This is a genomic window from Celerinatantimonas diazotrophica, assembly GCF_004339545.1.
Lineage (GTDB): Bacteria > Pseudomonadota > Gammaproteobacteria > Enterobacterales > Celerinatantimonadaceae > Celerinatantimonas > Celerinatantimonas diazotrophica.
Window position 1 is genome coordinate 201,857 of the sequence record NZ_SMGD01000013.1, and the last position, 22,157, is coordinate 224,013.

A 22,157-nucleotide genomic window follows, 5' to 3' on the forward strand; every position below is an offset into this window, starting at 1 on the left:
CCTATGGATTTATATGCGCGTCTTTGCACGCTTTAGCCATTCCTTCGCCACTACACAGTTTTGCAGCTTTCACAAAACCATCTTTTATGACTGTGCTTTTAACGTTTTTGGGAGTTACCCAAATCGGCGAGGCCAAAACTGAAGGAACTGACTTGCCTGTTTTCGAATCCATCGTTTTACCATTGACTAAACTTTTAGGAGGCTCTACTCCCGCACGCAAATAGATAGCTAGTGCCGCGGCAGCTTGTGCTTCTAAATAGATAGGTTTGTAGACCGTGCCACATTGATAACCACTAAGAATATTTTGAATCCCAGTTAATGTTGCATCTTGGCCCGTGGTCGGAAACGTATGAGGCGGTACCTTCAAGGTTTTTAGATAAGCAATCACGGCGTTCGCATTACCATCATTAGGCGTGACGACTGCATTCATATCGGGGTGGGCAGTAAACTGCTGTTGGAAAGTCGTTTGAGCAACCGCCGGATCCCAACTCCCTGCAGGTTCGCCAACATTCACATAAGCACCAGATTTAAATTTATGTTGCAATACACTCATATACCCTTTACGGAACAACGTGGCATTGTTATCGGTTGGGGCACCGCTCATCACTAACACATGAGGTTTTTTGACTTTCCAATCCACAATACATTGTTCAAGCCCACGACCAATGAGTTTACCCACTTCGACATTGTTAAAACTCACATAGTAATCGCGACTACCACCTAAGGTGATTCGATCATAATCAATAACGGGTACCCCATGGGATTTAGCATATTGTTCAATAGCGGCTCCCCCCCCGGACGAGATGGGGTCAACTAACAAAACACTAGCGCCTTGAGCAATATCCGACTGGGCGAGAGTGAGCTGAGTGGCCTCACTGCCTTGTGCATTGCTGATCATATATTGATCTGGTTTTAACCCCGCAGCTTTAAATGCTTGCTCCAAATAGGGTTGGTCAAATGACGTATAACGAGCCGATGTCGTCGTCGCTGGGAGAATGACTCCAATCTTCCCTGAACCTTTTTTAACAATGTCTTTCAGTTGGCTCATCGCACTAAAGTTAGGAGAAAAATCGTGCACAGAAATAGCCGCTTGCGCGCAATTGGCAATACCAAGTCCAATCAGGGCAACAAAGGTGCTAATACAATGAATACGCCGATGATTAGCACGACGCTTACGATAATTCGCAACCGGTCTTGTTTTGTTTTGCAATGTAGGTGATCTAGATACCATGTTCCGCTCCGCTATATTTTATGAGGGAAATTCGAATTGCTCGAATTGTCCTACCTTTGTTCATCAAAACCATCAAAAGTGACAGAGACTGCGAGCATCAGAACGCAGCCTAATGATCTGTAGTATGGTGAAGGGAAGCATGTGAAAATGTGAGTTACTCGATGAATGTTACTATCAGGTTAAAATATAATTAAAATAGTGTAATGAATCACATTTTTGATGATGGTTATATCAATAGCAATCCACAGTTTGCTGAATTCACTCCAACATCATTGCCATCCTAAAAATGGACGGCCGTTGCTGTGATTGCTGCAAATGCAAAATCAGTGCATAGGCCAAAAGAAGCACCAATTAGACGTAATATCGTCCTCATCAGATACCTTTGCACATCTACGTGCAAAGGCAAACAATTTAAAGGCTGGCTCTTACCATTTCACGAATGGAGCGGGTTGGATGGCCTATTAGCTTGCTTAACTCATGGCTATCATCAAACAATCCTCCTTGCGAAGCACCTTTATCTGAATTAGCCAAAACACTTGCAAGAGGTTTAGGGATGCCGGCCCCTTCAAGGGCTTTAGCAAAATCACTTACAGCCATATCGATATATGGAATTTGTTGGCCAGATTCCTCACTGATTATTTCGCATAACTGTGTCAGTGTATAACTTTCATCACCGGCTAATTCATAAACTTCCCCGCTTTGAACATGCTGACTGGTAAGTACTGCCACAGCAGCTTCCGCATAGTCTTCGCGAGCAGCCGAACTAATCTTGCCATTTTTCGCACAGCCAATAAATCCACCGTTTGCCAACGAAGGCGCAATACTAGCCAGATAGTTTTCGCTATACCACCCATTACGCAGCAGCACGTGGGGAATATTAGCTTGTTTTAAATAGGCCTCCGTTGCAACGTGCTCTTCGGCAAGCATTAATTCAGAAGTATCAGCATGCAATAGACTGGTATAGGCAATTAATTCAACGCCCGAGCGTTTAGCCGCATCGATCACATTCTTATGCTGTACGCTGCGCTGACCGACTTCGCTTGAAGAGATCAGTAGCAATTTAGTAACCCCTTTTAACGCGCCATCCAATGTCTCTGGTTTTGAATAATCAGCTTGACGAACTTCAACTCCTAACTCTTTTAAAGTATTCGCTTTTTCCGGACTACGGGCTAATGCAATAACACTCTCACCCGCAATGTTCTGTAGTAAATGCTTAATGACTAATTGGCCTAGCTGGCCTGTTGCACCAGTGATTGCAATCATATTTTCCTCCGCGATTGGCTTTCAATAAGCTCGATTTTGTTTAGCCTGCCATATATACTTACTATTTGTTAGTACGTACTTTTAGGTAAGTATGGATCTCAGACTAGGAAATCATCATGAGCAGCGATATAAGAGCGTCATTAACCGATAAATTTAGTCGTGGCAATGTGCTCGTCAAAGAATGTCCATCACGCGGTGTACTGCAAGATATCACTAGCCGGTGGGCTGTACTGATTCTCTTCTCGTTACTGGATGGCACACATCGATTTAGTGAATTAAGAAAAAGAATTACGGGAGTCAGTGAAAAAATGTTGTCTCAAACATTACAGTCACTAGAGGCGGATGGATTTATACTACGAATTGCCCACCCAGTGATCCCACCTCATGTCGAATATCAACTGACTGAACATGGCATCGAAGTTGGCAAACGAGTGGCAGAGCTAGTGGACTGGATCGAAGTCAATATTGAAGACATATTACAATCCAAAAACCGGTATACTCTTGCGAAATCAAATAAAATGAATGATTCCGAACGCAGCGCTTAGTTGTCCATTGTCTATCCTCTCAAAGGCGCCTCGCATTAGCGAATGATAGCCGCAATTGTGTTAGACAGCGCTCTCAGCTTCAGCTACAAAATTAAAACACGCTACGCCATATCTTCTTTGTGTAAGCCTGCGTTACATCGGGAATTTTAACTCTTTCGTGCAAATGAAGTTTATCAATCACTTCCCTGTCTGGTTCACCCTATGAGTCCCAACTTATAGCCGTATGATTTTACAGATGATGACTCATGATATGATGACAACTTTGAGTGATGCTGGGCGTTTGATTTTAAAATTTCCCGCTTTGCAACAAGAAGATCAGCAAAAAACTAGCAGCACTGAAGCGGTGTTGCACTTCGCGGGAGGCGTTTCTTATAAACCTAACAAGGTTCGTCTTGCGCTATCGCTCGCTGACCAGATCTATTTGTCGGAAGCTGCTATTTAGTAACATACTAAATAGCAGCGGTCGTATTTTATTCTAATAAACTACGCAACATCCACGCGGTTTTTTCATGCAATTGAATACGTTGAGTCAAAAGATCAGCGGTTGCTTCATCATTAGCTTTGTTGACCGCATCATAAAGCGAACGAGCAGTTCTAACAACAGCTTCTTGACCAATCACTAAATTTTGAATCATTTCTTCGGCTTTTGGTACTGACTTATCTTCTTCAATCACGGTTAAACTTGCAAATTCATGATAAGTCCCCGGTGCAAAAACCCCTAATGCGCGGATACGTTCAGCAATCAAATCAACCGCTAATGCCAGTTCATTGTATTGGGTTTCAAACATAAGATGTAATGTATTAAACATCGGTCCAGTAACATTCCAGTGATAATAGTGCGTTTTTACATAAAGCGTATAAGAATCAGCTAGAAGACGAGACAATCCTGAAGCAATTTCAACACGATCTTTTTCATCAATACCAATATTTATCTGTGGTGAGTTCATAGCACTTTCTCCTTCAATAGAAATACAAACCTGTATCCTTTTATAAATGAATTCTTTTTTAAAATCAGATCTTTTCCTTAGCATTCATTGATATTGGTCAGAGATACAGTATTTAATTTTAATGGTATCACTTTTTTCACTCATTTATTGATATTTAACACATAGTTAGGTTCTACACTAAAAGCGCCTATAAAACTGTGCTGCCTTGAATGTTTATGAGTTAATTTATAGAAAATCAAATCCACCATTGGATGCTCCCAACAATAGGGTAATGTGCTCGATTGGAGCTATGGACACATCCCTGTTGTGAAGCATATCCTAGATATGCCAAATAGATTAGGCAATAACCGGACCTTCCGATAAGAGCTATACAAAAAATCAAGTCGTGATCAGACTATCATTTTTAAGTCAATGAACCATCAAAAGTGATAAACAGCCCATAAAAACATAATGTTCACAACAAACAACATATGAAATAAAAATTCCATTTGGTATGTTAAAGTCATCCCCCCAAAACATCATGCTCGGGGTTATGATTCATGTCGGTAAGAGAAACCGAAATAGGAGCCTTTATGTATAACATTGCACTATTTGGCGCTGGCCGAATTGGCCAGGTTCATGCTGTCAATATTGCTAATCACCCACAAAGCAGCCTTTACTCAGTCATCGACCCTTACCAAAAGGGAGCACAAGCCCTTGCGACGCAATATGGCGCAAAAATCCAAACAACTGAAGAAGCAATGGCTGATCCGGATGTTCACGCTGTTTTAATCGCCTCGGCAACCGATACGCATGCTGATTTAATCGAACAGGCTGCTCTTGCTAAAAAAACAATCTTCTGTGAAAAACCAATTCATTTAGATATTTCACGAGTCCAGCAATGTATGACCGTCGTCAAAGAAAATAATGTGCCATTACTGGTTGGTTTCAATCGCCGTTACGATCCACAATTTCGCCTGATACGGGAGCGACTCAGTGCCGGAGCTATAGGTAAAGCTGAATCATTGGTCATTACCTCAAGGGACCCTTCCCCACCCCCCGCTGAATATATCAAAGTGTCCGGCGGAATGTTCCGGGATATGACCATTCATGATTTCGATATGGCACGGTTTATCATTGGTGAAGACCCAGTTTCTATCTATGCGCAAGGCAGCAATCTTGTGGATCCGGCCATTGGTCAGGCAGGTGACATCGACACCGCCTTTATCGTGATGAAGTTCCCATCCGGGGCCATGGCGACCATCACAAATAGCCGCCGATCAGGTTATGGATATGACCAGCGATTAGAGCTTCACGGCGAAAAAGGCCTACTCAAAGCAGATAATATCCATGAAAACACAGTTGAACTGTGGAGTGAAGAATCAGGTTGTGTAGGGGCCAAACCAGAGCACTTCTTTCTAGAACGTTATGCTCAAGCGTATCGTTCAGAATGGGACCACTTTATCGATGTCTTGGCAGGCCACTGCGAGCCCGAATGCAGTGGGTATGATGGCGAATTCGCGCTAAAAATAGCAGACTGCGCACTTGAATCACTAAAAACCGGTCAGGAAGTGACACTCTAATCCAGCCCTTCATTTGATACCGATAGGGGATGCTTAGTCATCTCCTATCGCCTCTCTTTTATGCATTCCCCAAACTGTTAAATGAACAGAACTGCCGCTTTGAACTGTGTTAAATAGGGGCGGATTCTGCATCGTCTAAATCATAAGCAAAAATGTTTGCGGCATAAAATTTCGAACAGATCACAAAATAGAATTTTATAATCATATTAGGTTGATAATGAAATAAATATTCCGTATAAATAAAATACAGTTGTTACATCATACACATCACATTTAAGTAGGCACGACAGATAGATTTTGAGGTGGCGGACAATGATACGAACAATGCATCACCAAGTTCATATTTCAAAGCAGAAATCCGAATCAATCAGGGGTCTATTAATCCATTATGTGGACTCATTTACTAACCATCAAAATTCAGAGTAAATTGATAAGAAGCATTTTTAATATCTATTTAAAAGTTAAGAACTAATAAATAATTTGGAAAACGACTAAAAAAATTGGAGTAAGCAATGAATAAATAAACAATATTCCATTAACATTGATTAAATATAAAAAACCCACTAAATATCTTATTTATGATATTTACTCTTACTTGTAAATAAAATAAATAGCTCTATAAAAAAGTTTTAACCAATAAACAAAAATCCATTATTTATCATATAGATATAAAAACCACCCTCCCTGAATTTTATCAAAAAAAGCTATCTAACCATTTAAAAAATAAATTAAAACCCACTAAAAATTACCTCACAAAGAGTAATATGACCGCCTTCACAGATCCATCTAATAATGTAATATTCATATTGATCAACCCAATTATTTTACATTAAATTAACAACCAGCTGAATATTAATCCATAATTTTAACCAGCCCGTTAAATAATAAATTTACGATTAACATCAGCGAATATGAATAAGATGTTCAATGAAGCCAGTCTCTCATTAAAGACATTAATTTAGTCCATAACAGAGACATGACATAAAAATAATAGCGAAGACATAAACGTCTTTTCAGGCGGGAGAACAGAAAATGAAAGGATTAGTGAAGATCATAGCGTTCATCATGACCACCCTAAGCCTCACCGGCTTTCTCTGGTCTAATGCCCAGGCCACAACAAAAACCCCGACCATTATCATGGTCACCCATGGACAAGCCTCCGATCCGTTCTGGTCCATTGTAAAAAATGGTGCCGTTCAGGCCGGTAAAGATATGCATGTTAAAGTTCAATACCGGGCTCCAGAGACATTCGATATGGTAGAAATGAGCCATTTAATCGAGTCTGCAATTAATCAAAATCCGGCGGGAATTATCGTCTCAGACCCAGACCCAGAAGCGTTAGGGCCAGCCATTCGTAAAGCTGTCGCAGCCGGCATTCCTGTCATTTCAATCAACTCAGGGATGAAAGCTGCTAAGAAATTAGGTATCCGCCTCCATGTCGGACAAGACCCATTCATAGCCGGGAAAGCCGTCGGTGAAAGACTGAAAAAACTTGGCCGAAAAGATGTCATCTGCGTCAACCAGGAAGTCGGTAACGTTTCACTTGACCAACGTTGTCATGGTGTTGCTGTTGGATTTGGCAAAAAAGTAGAAGTGCTGCCCACCAACACCGATCCATCTGAAACCGAGTCAAAAATTCGCGCGGTCCTTTCCAGCAAACCAGCAATTGACACGATTGTCGGCCTGAATGCTTCACTAGGTGGTGAACCCGCTGTGGCAGCGGTTGATAGCATGGGACTGCAAAATAAAGTGGAAGTCGTCAGTTTTGACCTCTCAGCCGGTTTCTTAAAAGACATTGTACAGGGCAAAGCACTCTTTGCCGTCGACCAACAACCGTTTTTACAGGGATATCTGCCAGTCAGTTTTCTGGCTCTAAACTATCGCTATAAAACCTTACCAGCTGGCAATGTATTAACAGGCCCGAGTTTCATTACCAAAAAAGATGCAGCACGAGTCATTCAGCTATCCGCTCGAGGTATTCGCTAGTCGCATCGTGTGACTGCTTCTAAAGAAGCAGTCACCATTTGCGAGTTCAGTTGATTGTGGAGTAAACAACATGAATTCATCAACATCGACCAAGATAGAAAATAAAACTGAGCCCAATACTCAGGTCAAACAGCGTCCTCCTCAACAACCAGAATCGGATGAACGTTTGAAAAAAGTCTCCTTAATGACCACTCTGATTCGCCGTCCTGAACTGGGGGCCATCGCCGGACTCGTTTTAGTTGTCATATTTTTTATCATTTTTGCAAACCCAGCTATGTTCACACTTTCGGGAATCATGAATGTCATGGCCCCCGCAGCACAACTGGGAATATTAGCCATTGGGGCGGCATTACTGATGATTGGGGGTGAGTTTGACCTATCGCTTGGCTCCATGGTGGCATTTGCTGGGCTGATCTTCGGCACGGCGCTAGTGGTCCTTCATCTTCCATTAAGTTTAGCGCTATTGGTTACCTTTGCTTGTGCCATTGCCTTTGGCACACTTAACGCACAAATTGTTCTGCGCACCGGACTCCCTTCTTTTATTGTCACGCTGGCTTTTTTGTTTATCCTGCGTGGACTGACATTAGTCGGTCTTAAAATTGCCAGTGGCGGCTCAACCCAACTCCGCGGAATCAGAGGAGCAGCCGGCGACAGCTTCCTCACGCACATTTTTTCAGGCAATGCATTTACCGGACTATTTTCATGGGCAGCCCGTCACGGATGGATCGCAAAGTTCCCGAACGGAACACCGACCGTAACAGGAGTGCCCGTTGAAATACTTTGGTTTATCGGATTGGCCATTGTGGCGACGTGGATCTTGCTTCGAACCCAATTTGGTAACTGGATCTTCGCCGCCGGGGGCGATCCCAAAGCCGCCCGAAACTCTGGCGTTCCAGTCAACCGAGTCAAAACAATTCTATTTATCACAGTTGCGCTCTGCGCCACCTTAGTCGCCGTCCTCACCGTGATGGATGTCGGGTCAACCGATGCCCGTCGTGGCTTTCAAAAGGAATTTGAAGCCATTATTGCGGCTGTCATCGGTGGATGTCTGCTAACCGGTGGGTATGGTTCTGCCATCGGAGCTTTCTTCGGCTCCATTATTTTTGGCATGGTGATGATCGGGCTCAGTTACACCAATATCGATCAAGACTGGTATCTGGTCTTCTTGGGGGGCATGCTCCTGTTGGCCGTGATCTTCAATAATGTCGTTCGTAAACGTGTCACAGGAGAACGCTAATATGGCCTCTGCAATTTTTAATGATCCTAAAACACCGTTAGTCGAGATACGTAATCTCATCAAACATTTTGGTCATGTCATCGCTTTGAACGGCATTGATATAAAAGTCCATGCAGGTGAAGTACTCTGCCTGCTGGGCGATAATGGTGCCGGTAAATCCACCTTAATTAAAACACTGTCAGGCGTCCACCAGCCAACCAGCGGTGAATTGTTAGTCCGTGGCAAACCAGTTTCATTTAACAGTCCACGAGATGCGCTTGATGCAGGCATTGCAACTGTCTATCAAGACTTAGCCATGATTCCACTCATGTCGATCACCCGAAACTTCTTTATGGGCAGAGAGCCGGTCAAAAGCAAATTGGGCTTTAAATATATCGATATAAAACATGCCAATGAAGTCACTCACGATGAAATGAAAAAAATCGGTATCGATATTCGAGATCCTGAACAAGCGGTAGGAACTCTCTCAGGGGGAGAAAGACAGTGTGTAGCCATCGCCCGTGCAGTCTATTTCGGTGCTCAGGTGCTGATTTTGGATGAACCCACATCGGCTCTCGGCGTTGCTCAAACATCAATGGTCCTGAAATACATTAATTTGGTTCGAGGTAAAGGATTAGGGGTGATATTTATTACCCATAACGTGCGTCACGCCTATGCAGTGGGGGATCAATTTACTATTCTCAATCGGGGCAAAACACTCGGGACTTTTCAGAAATCGGAAATCACAACAGAAGAATTACAAAACCTCATGGCTGGCGGTAAAGAATTACAAGCCTTGTCAGATGAGCTACAAGGTACCGTCTAAAAACACCAGAATACGCAAGCAGACAAATAACACTTGGATAAAACACAGAGGCCGCATCTAAGCGGCCTTATAAACGCCTTGACCGAAGTTGCGCTTATTTTAACTTATTATTCATCATAGGTGATGTTTGTCCTGCAGCTAAAGGGCTTGGCGCCTGTTGGTCTAACCGTCCCCGCAGATAATGTTCTATCTGTTCTAAGCTTCTAGAGCGTGTTTCTGGAACACAGCGAATCACAAAAATAGCCCCTAAAATACCCACTAAACCAAAAATGAAGAATGAGTTAGATAATCCGACCGAAGCCAGCATAATCGGGAACAAAAATGAAATAAGGAAATTTACAATCCACATGGCAAAAACAGCAGCCCCCATCATAATGCCACGCATCCGGGTTGGGAAAATTTCAGAGAGCAGCAACCAGGTCACCGGAGATAATGCCCCCTGCTGAAACGACAGGAACATCAACATGCCCAGCAACACCATATAACTGCGCAACACATCAGGCTGACCGTTCACGAATTCAGGCATTACAAAGCTAACGAAGCCAATAAAGAACAGACAACAGGTACACCCAATTTGCCCAATCAGGGTCATTGACCGACGCCCGATACGGCCTAACATCCAGATCCCAACAAAAGTCATTAAGACTGAAATCACACCATTAGCAATTGTTGCAATCAATGCCGCATTGGTACTCATTCCGACACTTTTCAGCATGGTCGGCGCATAATACATAATGGTATTCACGCCCGTAAGCTGCTGGATCATAGCAACCCCTATGCCGATTCCAAATAGCTTCAATAACCAAGGTGTTACTAAAATATCACGAAAATTAACTTTATTTTCCGCCGACTCTTCCTGCAGCGTTTCTTCAATTTCTATTAATTCCCATTCAATATCATCTTTGGCCCGCGTTTTTTCCAGCACCTTGCGAGCTTCAGCCATACGTCCTTTCATGGCATACCAACGCGGGGTATCCGGCATAAACAACATACCAAACCATAAAAGAACAGCCGGAACCGTCGCAACAGCCAACATCCAGCGCCATGTATACTCCCCTCCCCACACTTCGTTAAACGCAGCATTCGACATATATGCAAGCATCTGTCCTGAAACAATCATCAGCTCTTGTATCGTCACCAGTTGTCCACGCTTATTGGCTGGAGAAATTTCCGCAATATAAACAGGAACAGTGGCAGAAGCACCACCAACCGCAACTCCGAGAATCGTTCTGAAGATCACCATCCAGTGAACGTTAGGAGAAAGCGACGTTCCGATAGCACCAACGGCAAAAATCACAGCCAGTATAATAATAATCCGCCGTCGCCCCATAGCAGTTGCACAACGCCCCGCAAAAACAGCGCCAAATGCCGCCCCAAATAATAAAGAACTCGTCACCAGTCCTGTTGTAAACGGAGTAAGGTGGAGATCATTTTGCATAAACAAAAGAGCACCAGATATGACGCCTGTGTCATATCCAAACAGCAAACCGCCTAAAGTTGCAACGAGTGCAATCACCTTCACAAAAGGTTCAACCTTCGCATCACTGTTTGGACCCGATGCCTTGTTCATCGTGATATAGGTTTCGTGACTCATGATGACTCCTGAGTGTTATATGAATGACTTACCGATATTGCTATCGCAAATAAACCGCCATCTTTTGCATGACGGCCAATGCTCATAACTGTAAAATTTGTCAATACAATTTAGACTTAAATTTTCATTTAAATTACAATTGAAATTAAATTTTGAGTTATCGGTCATGCACACCCTATAAAAATGAGATTTACATCACGTTAACTTCGAATTAAAGGGGCAGTAAATGAAATAATTTTGATTATTTCGGAAAATTAATTTCATACATTTTTTAAACAATTTGTTTACTAACTGGTAAAGAAGCACTCCTGATTACGACTCTCAACACCGTTCGATCGTCGATTTCACACCAACGCAGTTTACCCGCCATCTCCCTCGCAACCATCGGGGCCATTCACGATAATTGTTTAGGTCATGTAACACGTGTATATGCGTTGCATAAAAATAGAAGCAAAAAGCATGAATCAGATCACAGCGAAATAATATTTCAAATACAAATATTTGAAATATTTTTTTCATTTGGATACATTGATTATCAATCAATATCCGATAACGGACTTGCAGCCTGACCGCATAAAAACGAAAAGTAAGTCCCTGCAGATGTTGGTAGAAGGCGATTGCATTTCATCCAGATGAAAAACATCTCCAGCATCAACGTCTCTAGATACTCAGCCCTGTTATAAAAGAGGAATGAATCATGATCACAGTCGGTAATTTTATTGGCGGAAAATCGCACATCAGTGCCAGTGGACAGACACAACCTATCTATAATCCGGCAACCGGCGAAATAGAAAGTTACGTCACACAAAGTACAACAGCAGAAGTGTCGCAAGCCATCGAATCAGCTCATCAGGCATTCCCGGCTTGGTCAGCGATGACCCCACTGCGACGGGCTCGAATCCTATTTAAATTTAAAGCACTGATGGAAGAACATCGCAATGAGCTCGCCGAACTGATCGTAAAAGAACACGGCAAAGTTTTCTCTGATGCCCAGGGTGAATTAACACGGGGGATCGAAGTGGTTGAATTTGCATGTGGGATCCCGCACACCGTCAAAGGTGAACATTCAGCCAATGTCGGGAAAGGCGTCGATAGTTATTCAGTGATGCAACCGCTGGGAGTTGTGGCCGGCATAACCCCATTTAACTTCCCCGCTATGGTACCGATGTGGATGTTCCCAATTGCACTGGCCTGTGGCAATACATTCGTACTTAAACCACCAGCAGCCGATCCATCCGTTTCAATCCGTATCGCGGAACTATTACAAGAAGCAGGCCTACCAGATGGCGTATTCAACGTCATTCACTGTGCTAACGAAGAGGCCGAGATCCTAACAAAAGATCCAAGAATTCAGGCTGTTAGCTTCGTTGGCTCATCAGCTGTCGCCGAACAGGTTTATAGTAATGCCAGTGCCCATGGGAAACGTGTTCAGGCATTTGGAGCCGCTAAAAATCACGCGATTGTCATGCCTGATGCCGATTTGGAAGCATCCGTTCAGGCCATTATGGGCGGAGCATTCGGCTCTGCGGGTGAACGTTGCATGGCTCTGCCCTTAGTTGTTGCTGTAGGGAACGACACAGCCGATAAGTTAATCGCCGAATTAATCCCACAGATTAAAGCACTTCGCGTCGGCCCAGGAATGGCTGAACAAGGCCACCCAGAAAATGAAATGGGCCCCGTAATCTCAAAAGCCCATCAAGAAAAAGTTCTTGGTTACATTAATATTGGTGAACAAGAAGGCGCTAAACTGGTTGTGGATGGTCGCAATTATCAGGTTAAAGGCTATCCAAATGGCTATTATGTGGGAGGAACTCTGTTTGATGATGTCAAGCCAGGTATGCGGATCTACCAAGAAGAAATTTTTGGGCCAGTACTGGGGATTATCCGTGCCCCCGATTACGAAACAGCCTTGAGCATTGTCAATGGCCATGAATTTGGTAACGGCAGTGCCATTTTTACAACCAATGGCCATTATGCCCGCGACTTCTCAATGCGAGTGCAAGCCGGAATGGTCGGCGTCAATATTCCGGTTCCAGTTCCGATGGCCTTCCATTCGTTTGGAGGCTGGAAACGCTCTATTTTTGGTGCACTGAACGTACATGGACCAGATGGGGTTCGCTTTTACACCCGAATGAAAACCATCACAACACGCTGGCCTGACGGACAACAGACCATTGCCGAATTCAACATGCCAACTTTAGGTTAACCGCCGGGGGGAACCAACATGAGTCAACCACTTTTATCCAAATGCCAACCGCCCGATAAAACCGGGCGGATACAGAACATAACGCCTGAAAATGCCAATTGGGATTACGTCGGATTTGAAGTGTATCAACTTACCTCAGGACAGACTCTATCGCTCGCTAGCCAGGATAAAGAATTGTGTCTGGTGCTGATTTCAGGGCTTGCAAATATTGAAACACAAGAACAGTATTTTGGAACCATCGGGCAGCGCATGAGCCCATTTGAAAAAACACCGCCCTACTCGGTTTATCTGCCACAAAATGACACCGCCACAATCGTTGCACAAACGGAGCTGGAATTAGCCGTTTGTCAGGCACCAGGCTGTAATGGCGGATTACAGGCCCGATTGATTGCACCAACTGATGTGGGCATCGAACACCGTGGCAAAGGGCGCAATCAGCGGCTGGTTCATAATATTCTACCGGAAACCGAACCGGCAGATAGCCTGCTGGTCGTTGAAGTCTATACAAAGGAAGGAGATACCAGTTCATATCCCAGCCATAAACACGATACCTCATCCGCCACAGAAACCTATCTGGAAGAGACCTATTACCATCGTCTCAATCCAGAACAAGGATTTTGTATGCAGCGGGTCTATACCGATGACAGAAGCTTAGATGAAGCGATGGCTGTCTATAACCGTGATGTCGTCAAAGTTCCCCGGGGTTATCACCCGGTCGCGATGTTAGCTGGTTATGACGGGTATTATCTCAACGTGATGGCAGGTCCAATCCGTCAGTGGAAATTTACCTGGGAAGCTGACCATCAATGGATAAACAGCGATCAATATCCGCAAAATTAAATCACTGCCCCTCCCCGAGTCAGGGGAGGTTTTGCTCCATTGCACCTCTAAGATGCAAAACCCCTCGAGTTGCATTTACATGCCGATTGCATGTACAACAACACATAATACAAGCCGCATTGTTGGCAGGAGATGAGGAATCACATGACGAATGAAAAACGTTATTTCGTCCCCATGACCGCTAAAGACAACATCAGTGTTTGCGCTAAACACATTGATGAAATCTGAGAGCGAAAACCATCCATCTGTGCTTCACGAATCACAAAACACAGATCGCTAAAAGCCGCCAGAGGACTGACCATACTATCGGTAATCGCGATTTGTTTCGCTCCATTTTTCGCCCCCAGAGACACTAAATCCAGGACTTCTTGCGAGTAAGGTGAATAACTAATCGCAATCACAACATCTGTCGGTTGAATCATTCCCAGTTGTTCTTTAAACATCCCCCCGAGGCCATCAATCAGAAATGCCCGACGCTCCAAATGACGTAATGCATAAGTCAGATAGGATGCAATGCTAAAAGAACGGCGCAGACCAATCACATAAATATTGGTCGATTCATCCAACAGCTTCACCGCCTCATTGAGCTGCTCAGGATCGATTTGCCCCGGCAACTGCTGCAAAGCCTTCGCATTGACCATACCAAAAGTATTAAGGATCTCCATGGGGGTTTCATGGACTTTGCTATCACCAGCCATCTGACGATACAAACGTGCTCGCTCGGTATAGCTAACCGTATCTTCCATAAGGTTCTGACGAAATACTTGTTTCATTTCATTAAATCCATCAAAACCAAATGCATTGGCAAAACGAATTAATGTCGAAGGTGGGACACTTGCCTTGTCAGCAATCGAGGCAATCGTATCAAAAGGAATACTATTGCTATTATCCAGAATATACTGGGCAACCTGTTTTAAACGTTTACTCAAGCTGTCATAACGAGTACGAATATCTTCTTGCAATTCTGCCAGTTGTGATGATGTTGTCATAAAACCTACTGATACAATTCGACGACTAGAATTTAATTATATAAATGCTATCTTCGTTCATTAGTATTGATTTAAATTCTGGGTATAGTGATATTTTTGAGGCTCTTGTTAACCGAGCATGAGGCAGCAGTTACGGCAAAAACCCGTCAAAGATAAAGAGTCATTATCATAATATGATTAAAAATTTTCGATCAAGTTCATTATAAAACATTTTTTCGATTTTTGATTAAAATCACTGTCTACTGCTTCACTTCTCCTGAGTAAAACCTTGTCAGGTATAAATATATCTTATTGATTTTTAATCATTTATGTTATGGGTTTTTGATGAAAATAATAGGAATAAAAAATGATAAAGGTCTATCACAAACCTTTATCATTTAGAGTCAATTAAGCACGGGACTCACGCCAGTAACGGATTAACTTCCGGTAGTTATTCTGTACCTGTTCAATTAATTGTGCATCGGTTAGTTCGCCGTGCAGCCAACGCCCTGAAGGCTCACCAAAAATAGTCCGCCCCACAGCAAATCCTTTCACCCAAGGCACTTTTGATGCCTGCAAGAAACCGGCTTTCAACTCAGCCTCTGGCGCATCGAGTCCCAGAATCACAATGCCTCGGCACCAGGGATCATACTCCTCAATCAAATGACCAATTTCAATCCAACTTTGATGCGATAATGGGGGCAATTTCCACCAATCTGGTTTGATTCCCAGCTGATAAAAGCGCTGAACAATCGTGACATAATGCGCCTCATCTTTATCACTTTGACCATCGGGCAAAATTACCTCTAAGAGCAACTCATGCCCTGACTGGCAACAGGCCTGATACACTTCATTAATTGATGACTCCTGCTCTTCTTTAAGAATCGCACTGTCATCAGGATGATAAAATAACAAACATTTCACCACATGTTCCTGAGGCCAACTTACTAACTGCGAGCCGATACTGCCATGTTCCAGTACTAGAGGGCGAGAACCTGGTAACTCAATAGGACGACCGATCCACCATCCCCGCCCAGTAATTTCATTTAACGTGTCCTGACCAAACGTGGTATCCGCTAAAATACCGCTCGTATGATCCAATCCCTCTGACTGAGCCGTCTCAATCGCAGCCTGAAGTAATAACCGTTTCAATTCAGGAATGCGACTGTAATCCTGTCCGGCTGCTTCAGCCATTTCAACTAGCTGGCGACGATGGTCAAAAGCAAAGACACATAACTCTGGCCACTGCACCTTACGGGTGGTCACCCGGTGCAAATGGTTCAACCGTTCATCTTGATCAGGCCGTAGAACCAATTGCTCGCGCAGCAGATAATCATCTAATTCCTCTTTGGTTGGCATCGCGGGCGCACAACCATGACGAGACACCACCAGAGCACCACATGCATTCGCGTATCGACAACATTGCTCCCAACTTTCATCATGCAGATAGCCCCGTAATAGCCCCGACATGAAGGCATCCCCTGCACCCAATACATTCAACACCTTCACCACCACACCACTATACAGATGAGTTTGCTCCCAGCTATCCGGAATTTTCCCCTCAAAAACCGAACATCCCTGAGCACCACGCTTACATACCAAGGTCGCATCACTCACCTGACGGACCGCCTTCAGCGCCGCCAAGGTGTCAGTCGTTCCCCCTGCAATATGGAATTCTTCTTCCGTGCCCACAATTAAATCGAAATGGTGCAAAACATTCTGAAGAGAAGAGGTAACCGATGAAGACTCAACATACCGGGTTTCACCATCCCCGAGTGATGTCAGCCCCCATAGAACTGGGCGGTAATCGATATCCAGTGCACGTTTCAGTCCATGCTTGCCAGCATATTCCAGCGCTTTCAACACGGCGGCACGCGTATTAGGATGCGACAAATGGGTGCCAGTAATGGCTACAGCACGAGATGAAGCAATGTAAGACTCATCAATATCAGCCTCGCTTAAAGCCATATCAGCACAATTATCACGATAAAAAATCAGTGGAAACGTGTCCTGATCTTTAATCCCGAGAATCACCATTGCCGTTAACCGCTCTTTATCCGTTATCAGATATTGAGTATCACAACCGACACGCTCGAGCTCTTCACGTAAAAACCGCCCCATATGTTCATCACCAACCCGAGCAAGCATCCCAGATTTAAGCCCCTGAATAGCCGTTCCAAAAGCCACATTCCCAGAAGATCCTCCTAGGTATTTGGCAAATGAACTCATGTCTTCTAGACGTGCTCCAATTTGTTGACCATATAAATCGAGCGCAATACGGCCAATACAGATCACATCAAGCTTTTTCTGCACCTTATCCATTCGATTATCCTCGTGCCTCATGATGGAAATTTACCCGCATTATGCAAACTAAAAATTTCATTTTCAATAAAAATAGAATAAACGGAGATTTTTTTAGTTCCGTTATACTACAAAAATCATACCCATGTCACATTCTCACTGGTATTAATAACCACAGAAAAAAGTCTTACCAAAGTAAAGTGTTCAATTAATAAATCTTTTAAAAACAGGTCATTAAGATTTAATTAGCTTTGATTAAATAGCACATTTAAAACCAACCAGTCTGCGTTTATTTGATCTACATCCCAGTATGAAATATATATTTTGTTTTTTATTGGAATGAAAAACAGCTTACTTATAATTCTAATTAAATAAGCGGATTGAACGCAGCTAAAGTGAACATCAGAAAATGACTTTAGCAAACAGCAAGCAAATCCAGTCGTCAAGCCAGACTTTAGGAATATAGATGATGAAGACAACAAAACAGACAGTGGCACAAGCCTTGGTTCGCTTCCTTGATAATCAATATCTGGAAGTGGATGGACAGGAAATCAAATTCATCAAAGGGATCTTTGCTATTTTTGGCCACGGTAATGTCTTAGGACTGGGTCAGGCACTGGAACAAAATAGTGGCGATCTCCGGATACATCAGGGACGTAACGAACAGGGGATGGCCCATGCAGCGATCGGTTTTGCGAAACAATCACTGCGCCAACAAATTTTTGCGTGTACGTCATCGGTCGGCCCCGGTGCGGCTAACATGATTACGGCAGCTGCAACCGCAACTGCAAACCATATCCCCCTTCTACTACTCCCAGGAGATACCTATGCAACCCGCCAACCTGACCCAGTCTTACAACAGGTAGAACAACCGCATAACCTAACTATCAGTACCAATGATGCATTTCAGGCTGTTAGTAAATATTGGGACCGAATTTCGCGCCCCGAACAATTGATGACTGCCTGTATTAATGCCATCAGAGTATTAACCGACCCAGCCCAAACCGGAGCCGTGACACTGGCTCTTCCACAAGATGTACAAGGGGAAGCCTATGACTATCCAGATTACTTCTTCAGCAAAAGAGTGCATCGCCTAGAACGACAGCCGCCGACTGACGCTATGCTCAGCGATGCTAAAAAGCTACTGACAAGCAAAAAAAGGCCAATCATCATATTTGGTGGAGGAGCTAAATATTCACTGGCAACCGCTGCTATTTTACAATTTGCCGAGCAATTTGATATCCCGATTGCAGAAACACAAGCGGGCAAAGGCGCCATTTTGTCTGAGCACCCACTTAATGTTGGCGGAATTGGCGAAACCGGCTGTATTGCCGCCAATCAACTCGCCCCCAAAGCCGATCTGGTGATCGGGATAGGCACCCGCTACACCGACTTCACCACTGCCTCTAAATGGATATTCCAAGACCCGGATGTCGATTACCTGAATATCAATATCAACCGTTTTGATGCATTCAAACTAGATGGTGTGCAAATCATCGCTGATGCAAAAACCGCGGTTGAGTCGTTGCTCTCAGTACTTGCTAAAACAAGCTATAGCACGAGCTGGGGCTCACAAATTCAGCAGGCAAAAGAGGACCTAGATGCAGAACGCGAACGGGTCTATCAAATCGAATTTACCGGAGACAATTTTATACCGGAAATCGATGACCATCTCCCCCGCGATCAGGTATACCGAGAATTCAAACAATTAACAGGCTCTGTGTTAACTCAAAGCCAAGTGCTGGGATTCGTCAACAACAATATCGAGGAAGATGCAGTGATTGTCGGCGCATCGGGCAGCCTTCCAGGTGACTTACAGCGGATTTGGAAAACGCGCTCTTACAACAGTTACCATATGGAATACGGCTATTCCTGCATGGGCTATGAAGTCAACGCTGCACTGGGGGCAAAACTCGCCAACCCACAACGTGAGGTCTACTCGCTAGTCGGTGATGGCTCGTTTATGATGCTGCACTCAGAACTGGTTTCATCTATACAGGAAAACCAGAAAATCAACATCATACTTTTTGACAACATCGCTCATGGGTGTATCAATAATTTACAGATTGGCAATGGCATGAATAGTTTTTTCACAGAATTCAGATTCCGTGATTCCAAAAACAACCAACTCGATGGCAAACTGATTCCGGTTGACTATGCCAAGATTGCCGAAGGATATGGCTGTAAAGCGTATCGAGTAACAAACATCGATGAACTAAAGCACGCATTAGCCGATGCCCAAATGCAAACGGTATCCACACTCATTGATATTAAAATTCTTCCTAAAACCATGCTCCACGGTTATCTAAATTGGTGGCGGGTCGGTTTAGCCGAACAATCTGACAAACCAGAAATAAGAGCCGCTTCACAACGCCTCAAAGCAACTATCAGCAAAGCTCGGCAGTATTGACAGACAAAGCAGGGGGCAATACGAGAATGCCCCCTTTTGTGTCTCATAATACGGCTCTAAATGCTAAAAAATAGCGCCTATTTGCCAATTAACACAAACAGAATTGAATGTTTATTCATAACAAGAAGCACTAACTCCACTCAAACAGATCTCTTTAGAGATAGCATGTAACCTTGCTCTTGAGAAAGGAAAGATCAAACTCGAGCTATAACTCTCAGCCAACCACTTCAACTGAGCGTATTGAATATGACTCAAATTACTATCCATCCCCCTATGTCAGACAATAATCGTCAAAAATTACTTAGGATATATTTTGACAAACAAAATTGATAAATAGCTCACATATTCTGCATTTATAGTCATCTGTAACAATGTAAATGTTATTGATTATTTCAAAACTAGAGATTAATATAGGACACGAAATATTGATAAAATAATCATTATAATAATAACTAGCACACAATTTAGTCTAAATGTTAAAACGTTGATTCGAATAAACTGAGACAATCCAAATTTTGATTTACGACAGGATTCTATAACCCTATTGCACAGTGGAAATCGTCAAAAAAATATGATAATAATATTATTAATATCATATTTCGCTGTGGAACAACGCAAAATGTCAGCTATTTCTGTCGAATGCCCTATTGAAAACTCGAACACAAACCATAACCAATTTTTTCAGGATGTTCAGAAAAAATTTGAAGTAGATAACATCATTCATAGCTTTCAAGAGCTAGTCACCCTCAGGAAAAATGAACTGCTTCAGATTTACCCAGATTTAAGCAATGGCAATTTAGCAGCTATATTTGAGTCTTCTCGTTCGATCGCTCATATTCAGTCTCATGCAATAATTAGTATTAATTCCTATTGGCATCAGTTAGAAAAAACGGCTATTGAACTATTTGGTAATCTATTGGCTTGTTGGGGATATTATGAACGATTTCTTATTTTAGATAAATACCAAGCATTACCTGTTTCATTATTTAATAATTTACCAAGAGATGAATTTGAATATAAATCAGAAATTGTAGAACATATTGAAAACGATCCTCGTTATTTTTATACATTACACTGTAACACTCCATTATTGCTATCTGATGCTATTAAGTTAATTAACATTGAACTATTTATTATTGAATATAAATGGTATGAAATACTTTCTTTATTACAACTTTCACAAAGAGGTAACCATTTTCTACTCTATAATAAGAAGAGGACAATTCTAGTATCAACAAGCTTGATTCAAAATTGGAATGACAGAAAAAACTGGCTAAGTTTTGATCCTTTCTTTCAAGGAAAACAATGGATATCATGTCATCCTCTTGATGCTGGAAAATATTTATATGAAACAGGAATTTTTAATAAGAATATTATTTCTGAACAGAACTGTGAGAATGAAACATCTTTTTCAAATTATTTAGATGATTATGATGCAATTTGTGAGGTATTAAGACTAACTGTTAGTGGACCTAAATCATTTCGATACTTTCTCTTGTATTTATGTCAGAAACATTTAATGAAACAACTTGTAGATTATGGAAAGCTATTATCTTTCACTATCATTGAACAACCTGTTATGCTCAATTTATATAAAAAGTTATCTAGCACATGTTATCTAAGTAGATGTTATAATTATATAAACGGCTCTAATAATGCCACTTATAAGGGATTTTGGTTTACTCAAAAGTTACGAGATGAATTATCCAATATTGATTGGAAAAAATATAAATCACTCATCATTCAAAAATCTAGGATAAATTTTGTATAGCAATTTTTTTGAAAACATTCTATACACTAAAGCAATACTATTGCTTAGTGTATCTATTTTTATTTGCATATGGTTAATATATTTTATATACCAGTTAAAAAATCAAAAATGGGAACAATTCTCTATAATATATATCCCATATATTGTATATACGTTATCTATTATCTTATGGATTGTTAGTAATTCTTATTTTCACACTAGGTTTCTTGTAATATATCCCAAACAACTAGCAATTAATTTAGATAAGGCTGCTAATATTTTTTCCTTTCTAGCCTTCATTTCTATATACATATTCTCTTGCACATTTTTGTCCATTAGAAAGAAAATAAAGATAAAATCTTATCAAATATTATTAATTATATCTACCACAATATTTTCTATCTACGCTAATATATTCTCAAATTTAACAATTAGCGATATTAATATTATATCCCCTAGTGATTTTACTATCGATTTTGGTTCCGCGACACTTATATTTTATTCTATCCTAA

The 22,157-nt window shown here is 42.3% G+C and carries 16 protein-coding genes; 10 read left to right on the forward strand and 6 right to left on the reverse strand.

The window, feature by feature from the left end:
* Window position 1: 1 nt before the first annotated feature.
* Window positions 2-1,231: a sugar ABC transporter substrate-binding protein gene (locus tag EV690_RS10050; protein ID WP_131912878.1), complete on the reverse strand. Its 1,230-nt coding sequence runs from the start codon at window positions 1,229-1,231 to the stop codon at window positions 2-4.
* Window positions 1,232-1,642: 411 nt separating this feature from the next.
* The gene (locus tag EV690_RS10055) at window positions 1,643-2,494 is read right to left on the reverse strand and encodes an SDR family oxidoreductase (protein ID WP_131912879.1); all 852 of its coding nucleotides are present in this window, start codon (window positions 2,492-2,494) and stop codon (window positions 1,643-1,645) included.
* A 116-nt stretch (window positions 2,495-2,610) separates the two neighbouring features.
* On the opposite strand from EV690_RS10055, the gene EV690_RS10060 reads away from it, so the two are divergent.
* A complete protein-coding gene (locus EV690_RS10060) occupies window positions 2,611-3,039 on the forward strand; it encodes a winged helix-turn-helix transcriptional regulator (protein WP_131912880.1) in 429 nt (142 codons plus the stop codon).
* Between the two features lie 235 nt (window positions 3,040-3,274).
* Entirely contained in the window at window positions 3,275-3,481 is a 207-nt protein-coding gene (locus EV690_RS10065) for a hypothetical protein (RefSeq protein ID WP_131912881.1), read from the forward strand.
* Window positions 3,482-3,509: 28 nt separating this feature from the next.
* Here the strand turns inward: EV690_RS10065 and EV690_RS10070 are convergent, their stop codons facing one another.
* On the reverse strand, window positions 3,510-3,986 hold the full coding sequence (locus EV690_RS10070) for a Dps family protein (protein ID WP_131912882.1): 477 nt from the start codon (window positions 3,984-3,986) through the stop codon (window positions 3,510-3,512).
* 572 nt (window positions 3,987-4,558) lie between these two features.
* Here EV690_RS10070 and iolG point away from each other — a divergent pair.
* From iolG to EV690_RS10090, 4 genes are all read left to right on the forward strand, one after another.
* Complete coding sequence (iolG, locus tag EV690_RS10075) at window positions 4,559-5,548, forward strand: inositol 2-dehydrogenase (protein WP_131912883.1); 990 nt, start codon at window positions 4,559-4,561, stop codon at window positions 5,546-5,548.
* Window positions 5,549-6,580: 1,032 nt separating this feature from the next.
* Window positions 6,581-7,534 (forward strand): sugar ABC transporter substrate-binding protein, encoded by a 954-nt coding sequence (locus tag EV690_RS10080; RefSeq protein ID WP_131912884.1) that lies wholly within the window; start codon window positions 6,581-6,583, stop codon window positions 7,532-7,534.
* Window positions 7,535-7,718: 184 nt separating this feature from the next.
* Entirely contained in the window at window positions 7,719-8,771 is a 1,053-nt protein-coding gene (locus EV690_RS10085; RefSeq protein WP_224055045.1) for an ABC transporter permease, read from the forward strand.
* Window position 8,772: 1 nt separating this feature from the next.
* Window positions 8,773-9,576 (forward strand): ATP-binding cassette domain-containing protein, encoded by an 804-nt coding sequence (locus EV690_RS10090; RefSeq protein WP_131912886.1) that lies wholly within the window; start codon window positions 8,773-8,775, stop codon window positions 9,574-9,576.
* Between the two features lie 94 nt (window positions 9,577-9,670).
* Here EV690_RS10090 and EV690_RS10095 read toward each other — a convergent pair whose 3' ends face one another.
* Window positions 9,671-11,170 (reverse strand): sugar porter family MFS transporter, encoded by a 1,500-nt coding sequence (locus tag EV690_RS10095; RefSeq protein ID WP_131912887.1) that lies wholly within the window; start codon window positions 11,168-11,170, stop codon window positions 9,671-9,673.
* A 697-nt stretch (window positions 11,171-11,867) separates the two neighbouring features.
* On the opposite strand from EV690_RS10095, the gene EV690_RS10100 reads away from it, so the two are divergent.
* Window positions 11,868-13,376, forward strand: a complete 1,509-nt coding sequence (locus tag EV690_RS10100) for a CoA-acylating methylmalonate-semialdehyde dehydrogenase (protein ID WP_131912888.1) — start codon at window positions 11,868-11,870, stop codon at window positions 13,374-13,376.
* A gap of 18 nt (window positions 13,377-13,394) precedes the next feature.
* Complete coding sequence (gene iolB, locus EV690_RS10105) at window positions 13,395-14,216, forward strand: 5-deoxy-glucuronate isomerase (RefSeq protein ID WP_131912889.1); 822 nt, start codon at window positions 13,395-13,397, stop codon at window positions 14,214-14,216.
* 161 nt (window positions 14,217-14,377) lie between these two features.
* Here the strand turns inward: iolB and EV690_RS10110 are convergent, their stop codons facing one another.
* Both EV690_RS10110 and EV690_RS10115 read right to left on the reverse strand, forming a co-directional pair.
* Window positions 14,378-15,205: a MurR/RpiR family transcriptional regulator gene (locus EV690_RS10110; protein ID WP_131912890.1), complete on the reverse strand. Its 828-nt coding sequence runs from the start codon at window positions 15,203-15,205 to the stop codon at window positions 14,378-14,380.
* Window positions 15,206-15,592: 387 nt separating this feature from the next.
* The gene (locus EV690_RS10115; RefSeq protein WP_131912891.1) at window positions 15,593-17,506 is read right to left on the reverse strand and encodes a bifunctional 5-dehydro-2-deoxygluconokinase/5-dehydro-2-deoxyphosphogluconate aldolase; all 1,914 of its coding nucleotides are present in this window, start codon (window positions 17,504-17,506) and stop codon (window positions 15,593-15,595) included.
* Between the two features lie 448 nt (window positions 17,507-17,954).
* Between EV690_RS10115 and iolD the strand changes: the two genes are divergently transcribed.
* A complete protein-coding gene (gene iolD, locus EV690_RS10120) occupies window positions 17,955-19,895 on the forward strand; it encodes a 3D-(3,5/4)-trihydroxycyclohexane-1,2-dione acylhydrolase (decyclizing) (protein ID WP_131913119.1) in 1,941 nt (646 codons plus the stop codon).
* 619 nt (window positions 19,896-20,514) lie between these two features.
* The gene (locus tag EV690_RS10125) at window positions 20,515-21,666 is read left to right on the forward strand and encodes an acyl-homoserine-lactone synthase (protein WP_131912892.1); all 1,152 of its coding nucleotides are present in this window, start codon (window positions 20,515-20,517) and stop codon (window positions 21,664-21,666) included.
* The last annotated feature ends 491 nt before the right edge of the window (window positions 21,667-22,157 follow it).

Coding starts and splice junctions, on each gene's coding strand:
- EV690_RS10115 (WP_131912891.1), bottom strand. CDS start 17,506: ATGGATAAGGTGCAGAAAAAGCTTGATGTGATCTGTATTGGCCGTATT.
- iolB (WP_131912889.1), top strand. CDS start 13,395: ATGAGTCAACCACTTTTATCCAAATGCCAACCGCCCGATAAAACCGGG.
- EV690_RS10080 (WP_131912884.1), top strand. CDS start 6,581: ATGAAAGGATTAGTGAAGATCATAGCGTTCATCATGACCACCCTAAGC.
- EV690_RS10060 (WP_131912880.1), top strand. CDS start 2,611: ATGAGCAGCGATATAAGAGCGTCATTAACCGATAAATTTAGTCGTGGC.
- EV690_RS10065 (WP_131912881.1), top strand. CDS start 3,275: ATGATGACTCATGATATGATGACAACTTTGAGTGATGCTGGGCGTTTG.
- EV690_RS10070 (WP_131912882.1), bottom strand. CDS start 3,986: ATGAACTCACCACAGATAAATATTGGTATTGATGAAAAAGATCGTGTT.
- EV690_RS10110 (WP_131912890.1), bottom strand. CDS start 15,205: ATGACAACATCATCACAACTGGCAGAATTGCAAGAAGATATTCGTACT.
- EV690_RS10055 (WP_131912879.1), bottom strand. CDS start 2,494: ATGATTGCAATCACTGGTGCAACAGGCCAGCTAGGCCAATTAGTCATT.
- EV690_RS10095 (WP_131912887.1), bottom strand. CDS start 11,170: ATGAGTCACGAAACCTATATCACGATGAACAAGGCATCGGGTCCAAAC.
- EV690_RS10090 (WP_131912886.1), top strand. CDS start 8,773: ATGGCCTCTGCAATTTTTAATGATCCTAAAACACCGTTAGTCGAGATA.
- EV690_RS10085 (WP_224055045.1), top strand. CDS start 7,719: ATGACCACTCTGATTCGCCGTCCTGAACTGGGGGCCATCGCCGGACTC.
- EV690_RS10125 (WP_131912892.1), top strand. CDS start 20,515: ATGTCAGCTATTTCTGTCGAATGCCCTATTGAAAACTCGAACACAAAC.
- iolD (WP_131913119.1), top strand. CDS start 17,955: ATGAAGACAACAAAACAGACAGTGGCACAAGCCTTGGTTCGCTTCCTT.
- EV690_RS10050 (WP_131912878.1), bottom strand. CDS start 1,231: ATGGTATCTAGATCACCTACATTGCAAAACAAAACAAGACCGGTTGCG.
- iolG (WP_131912883.1), top strand. CDS start 4,559: ATGTATAACATTGCACTATTTGGCGCTGGCCGAATTGGCCAGGTTCAT.
- EV690_RS10100 (WP_131912888.1), top strand. CDS start 11,868: ATGATCACAGTCGGTAATTTTATTGGCGGAAAATCGCACATCAGTGCC.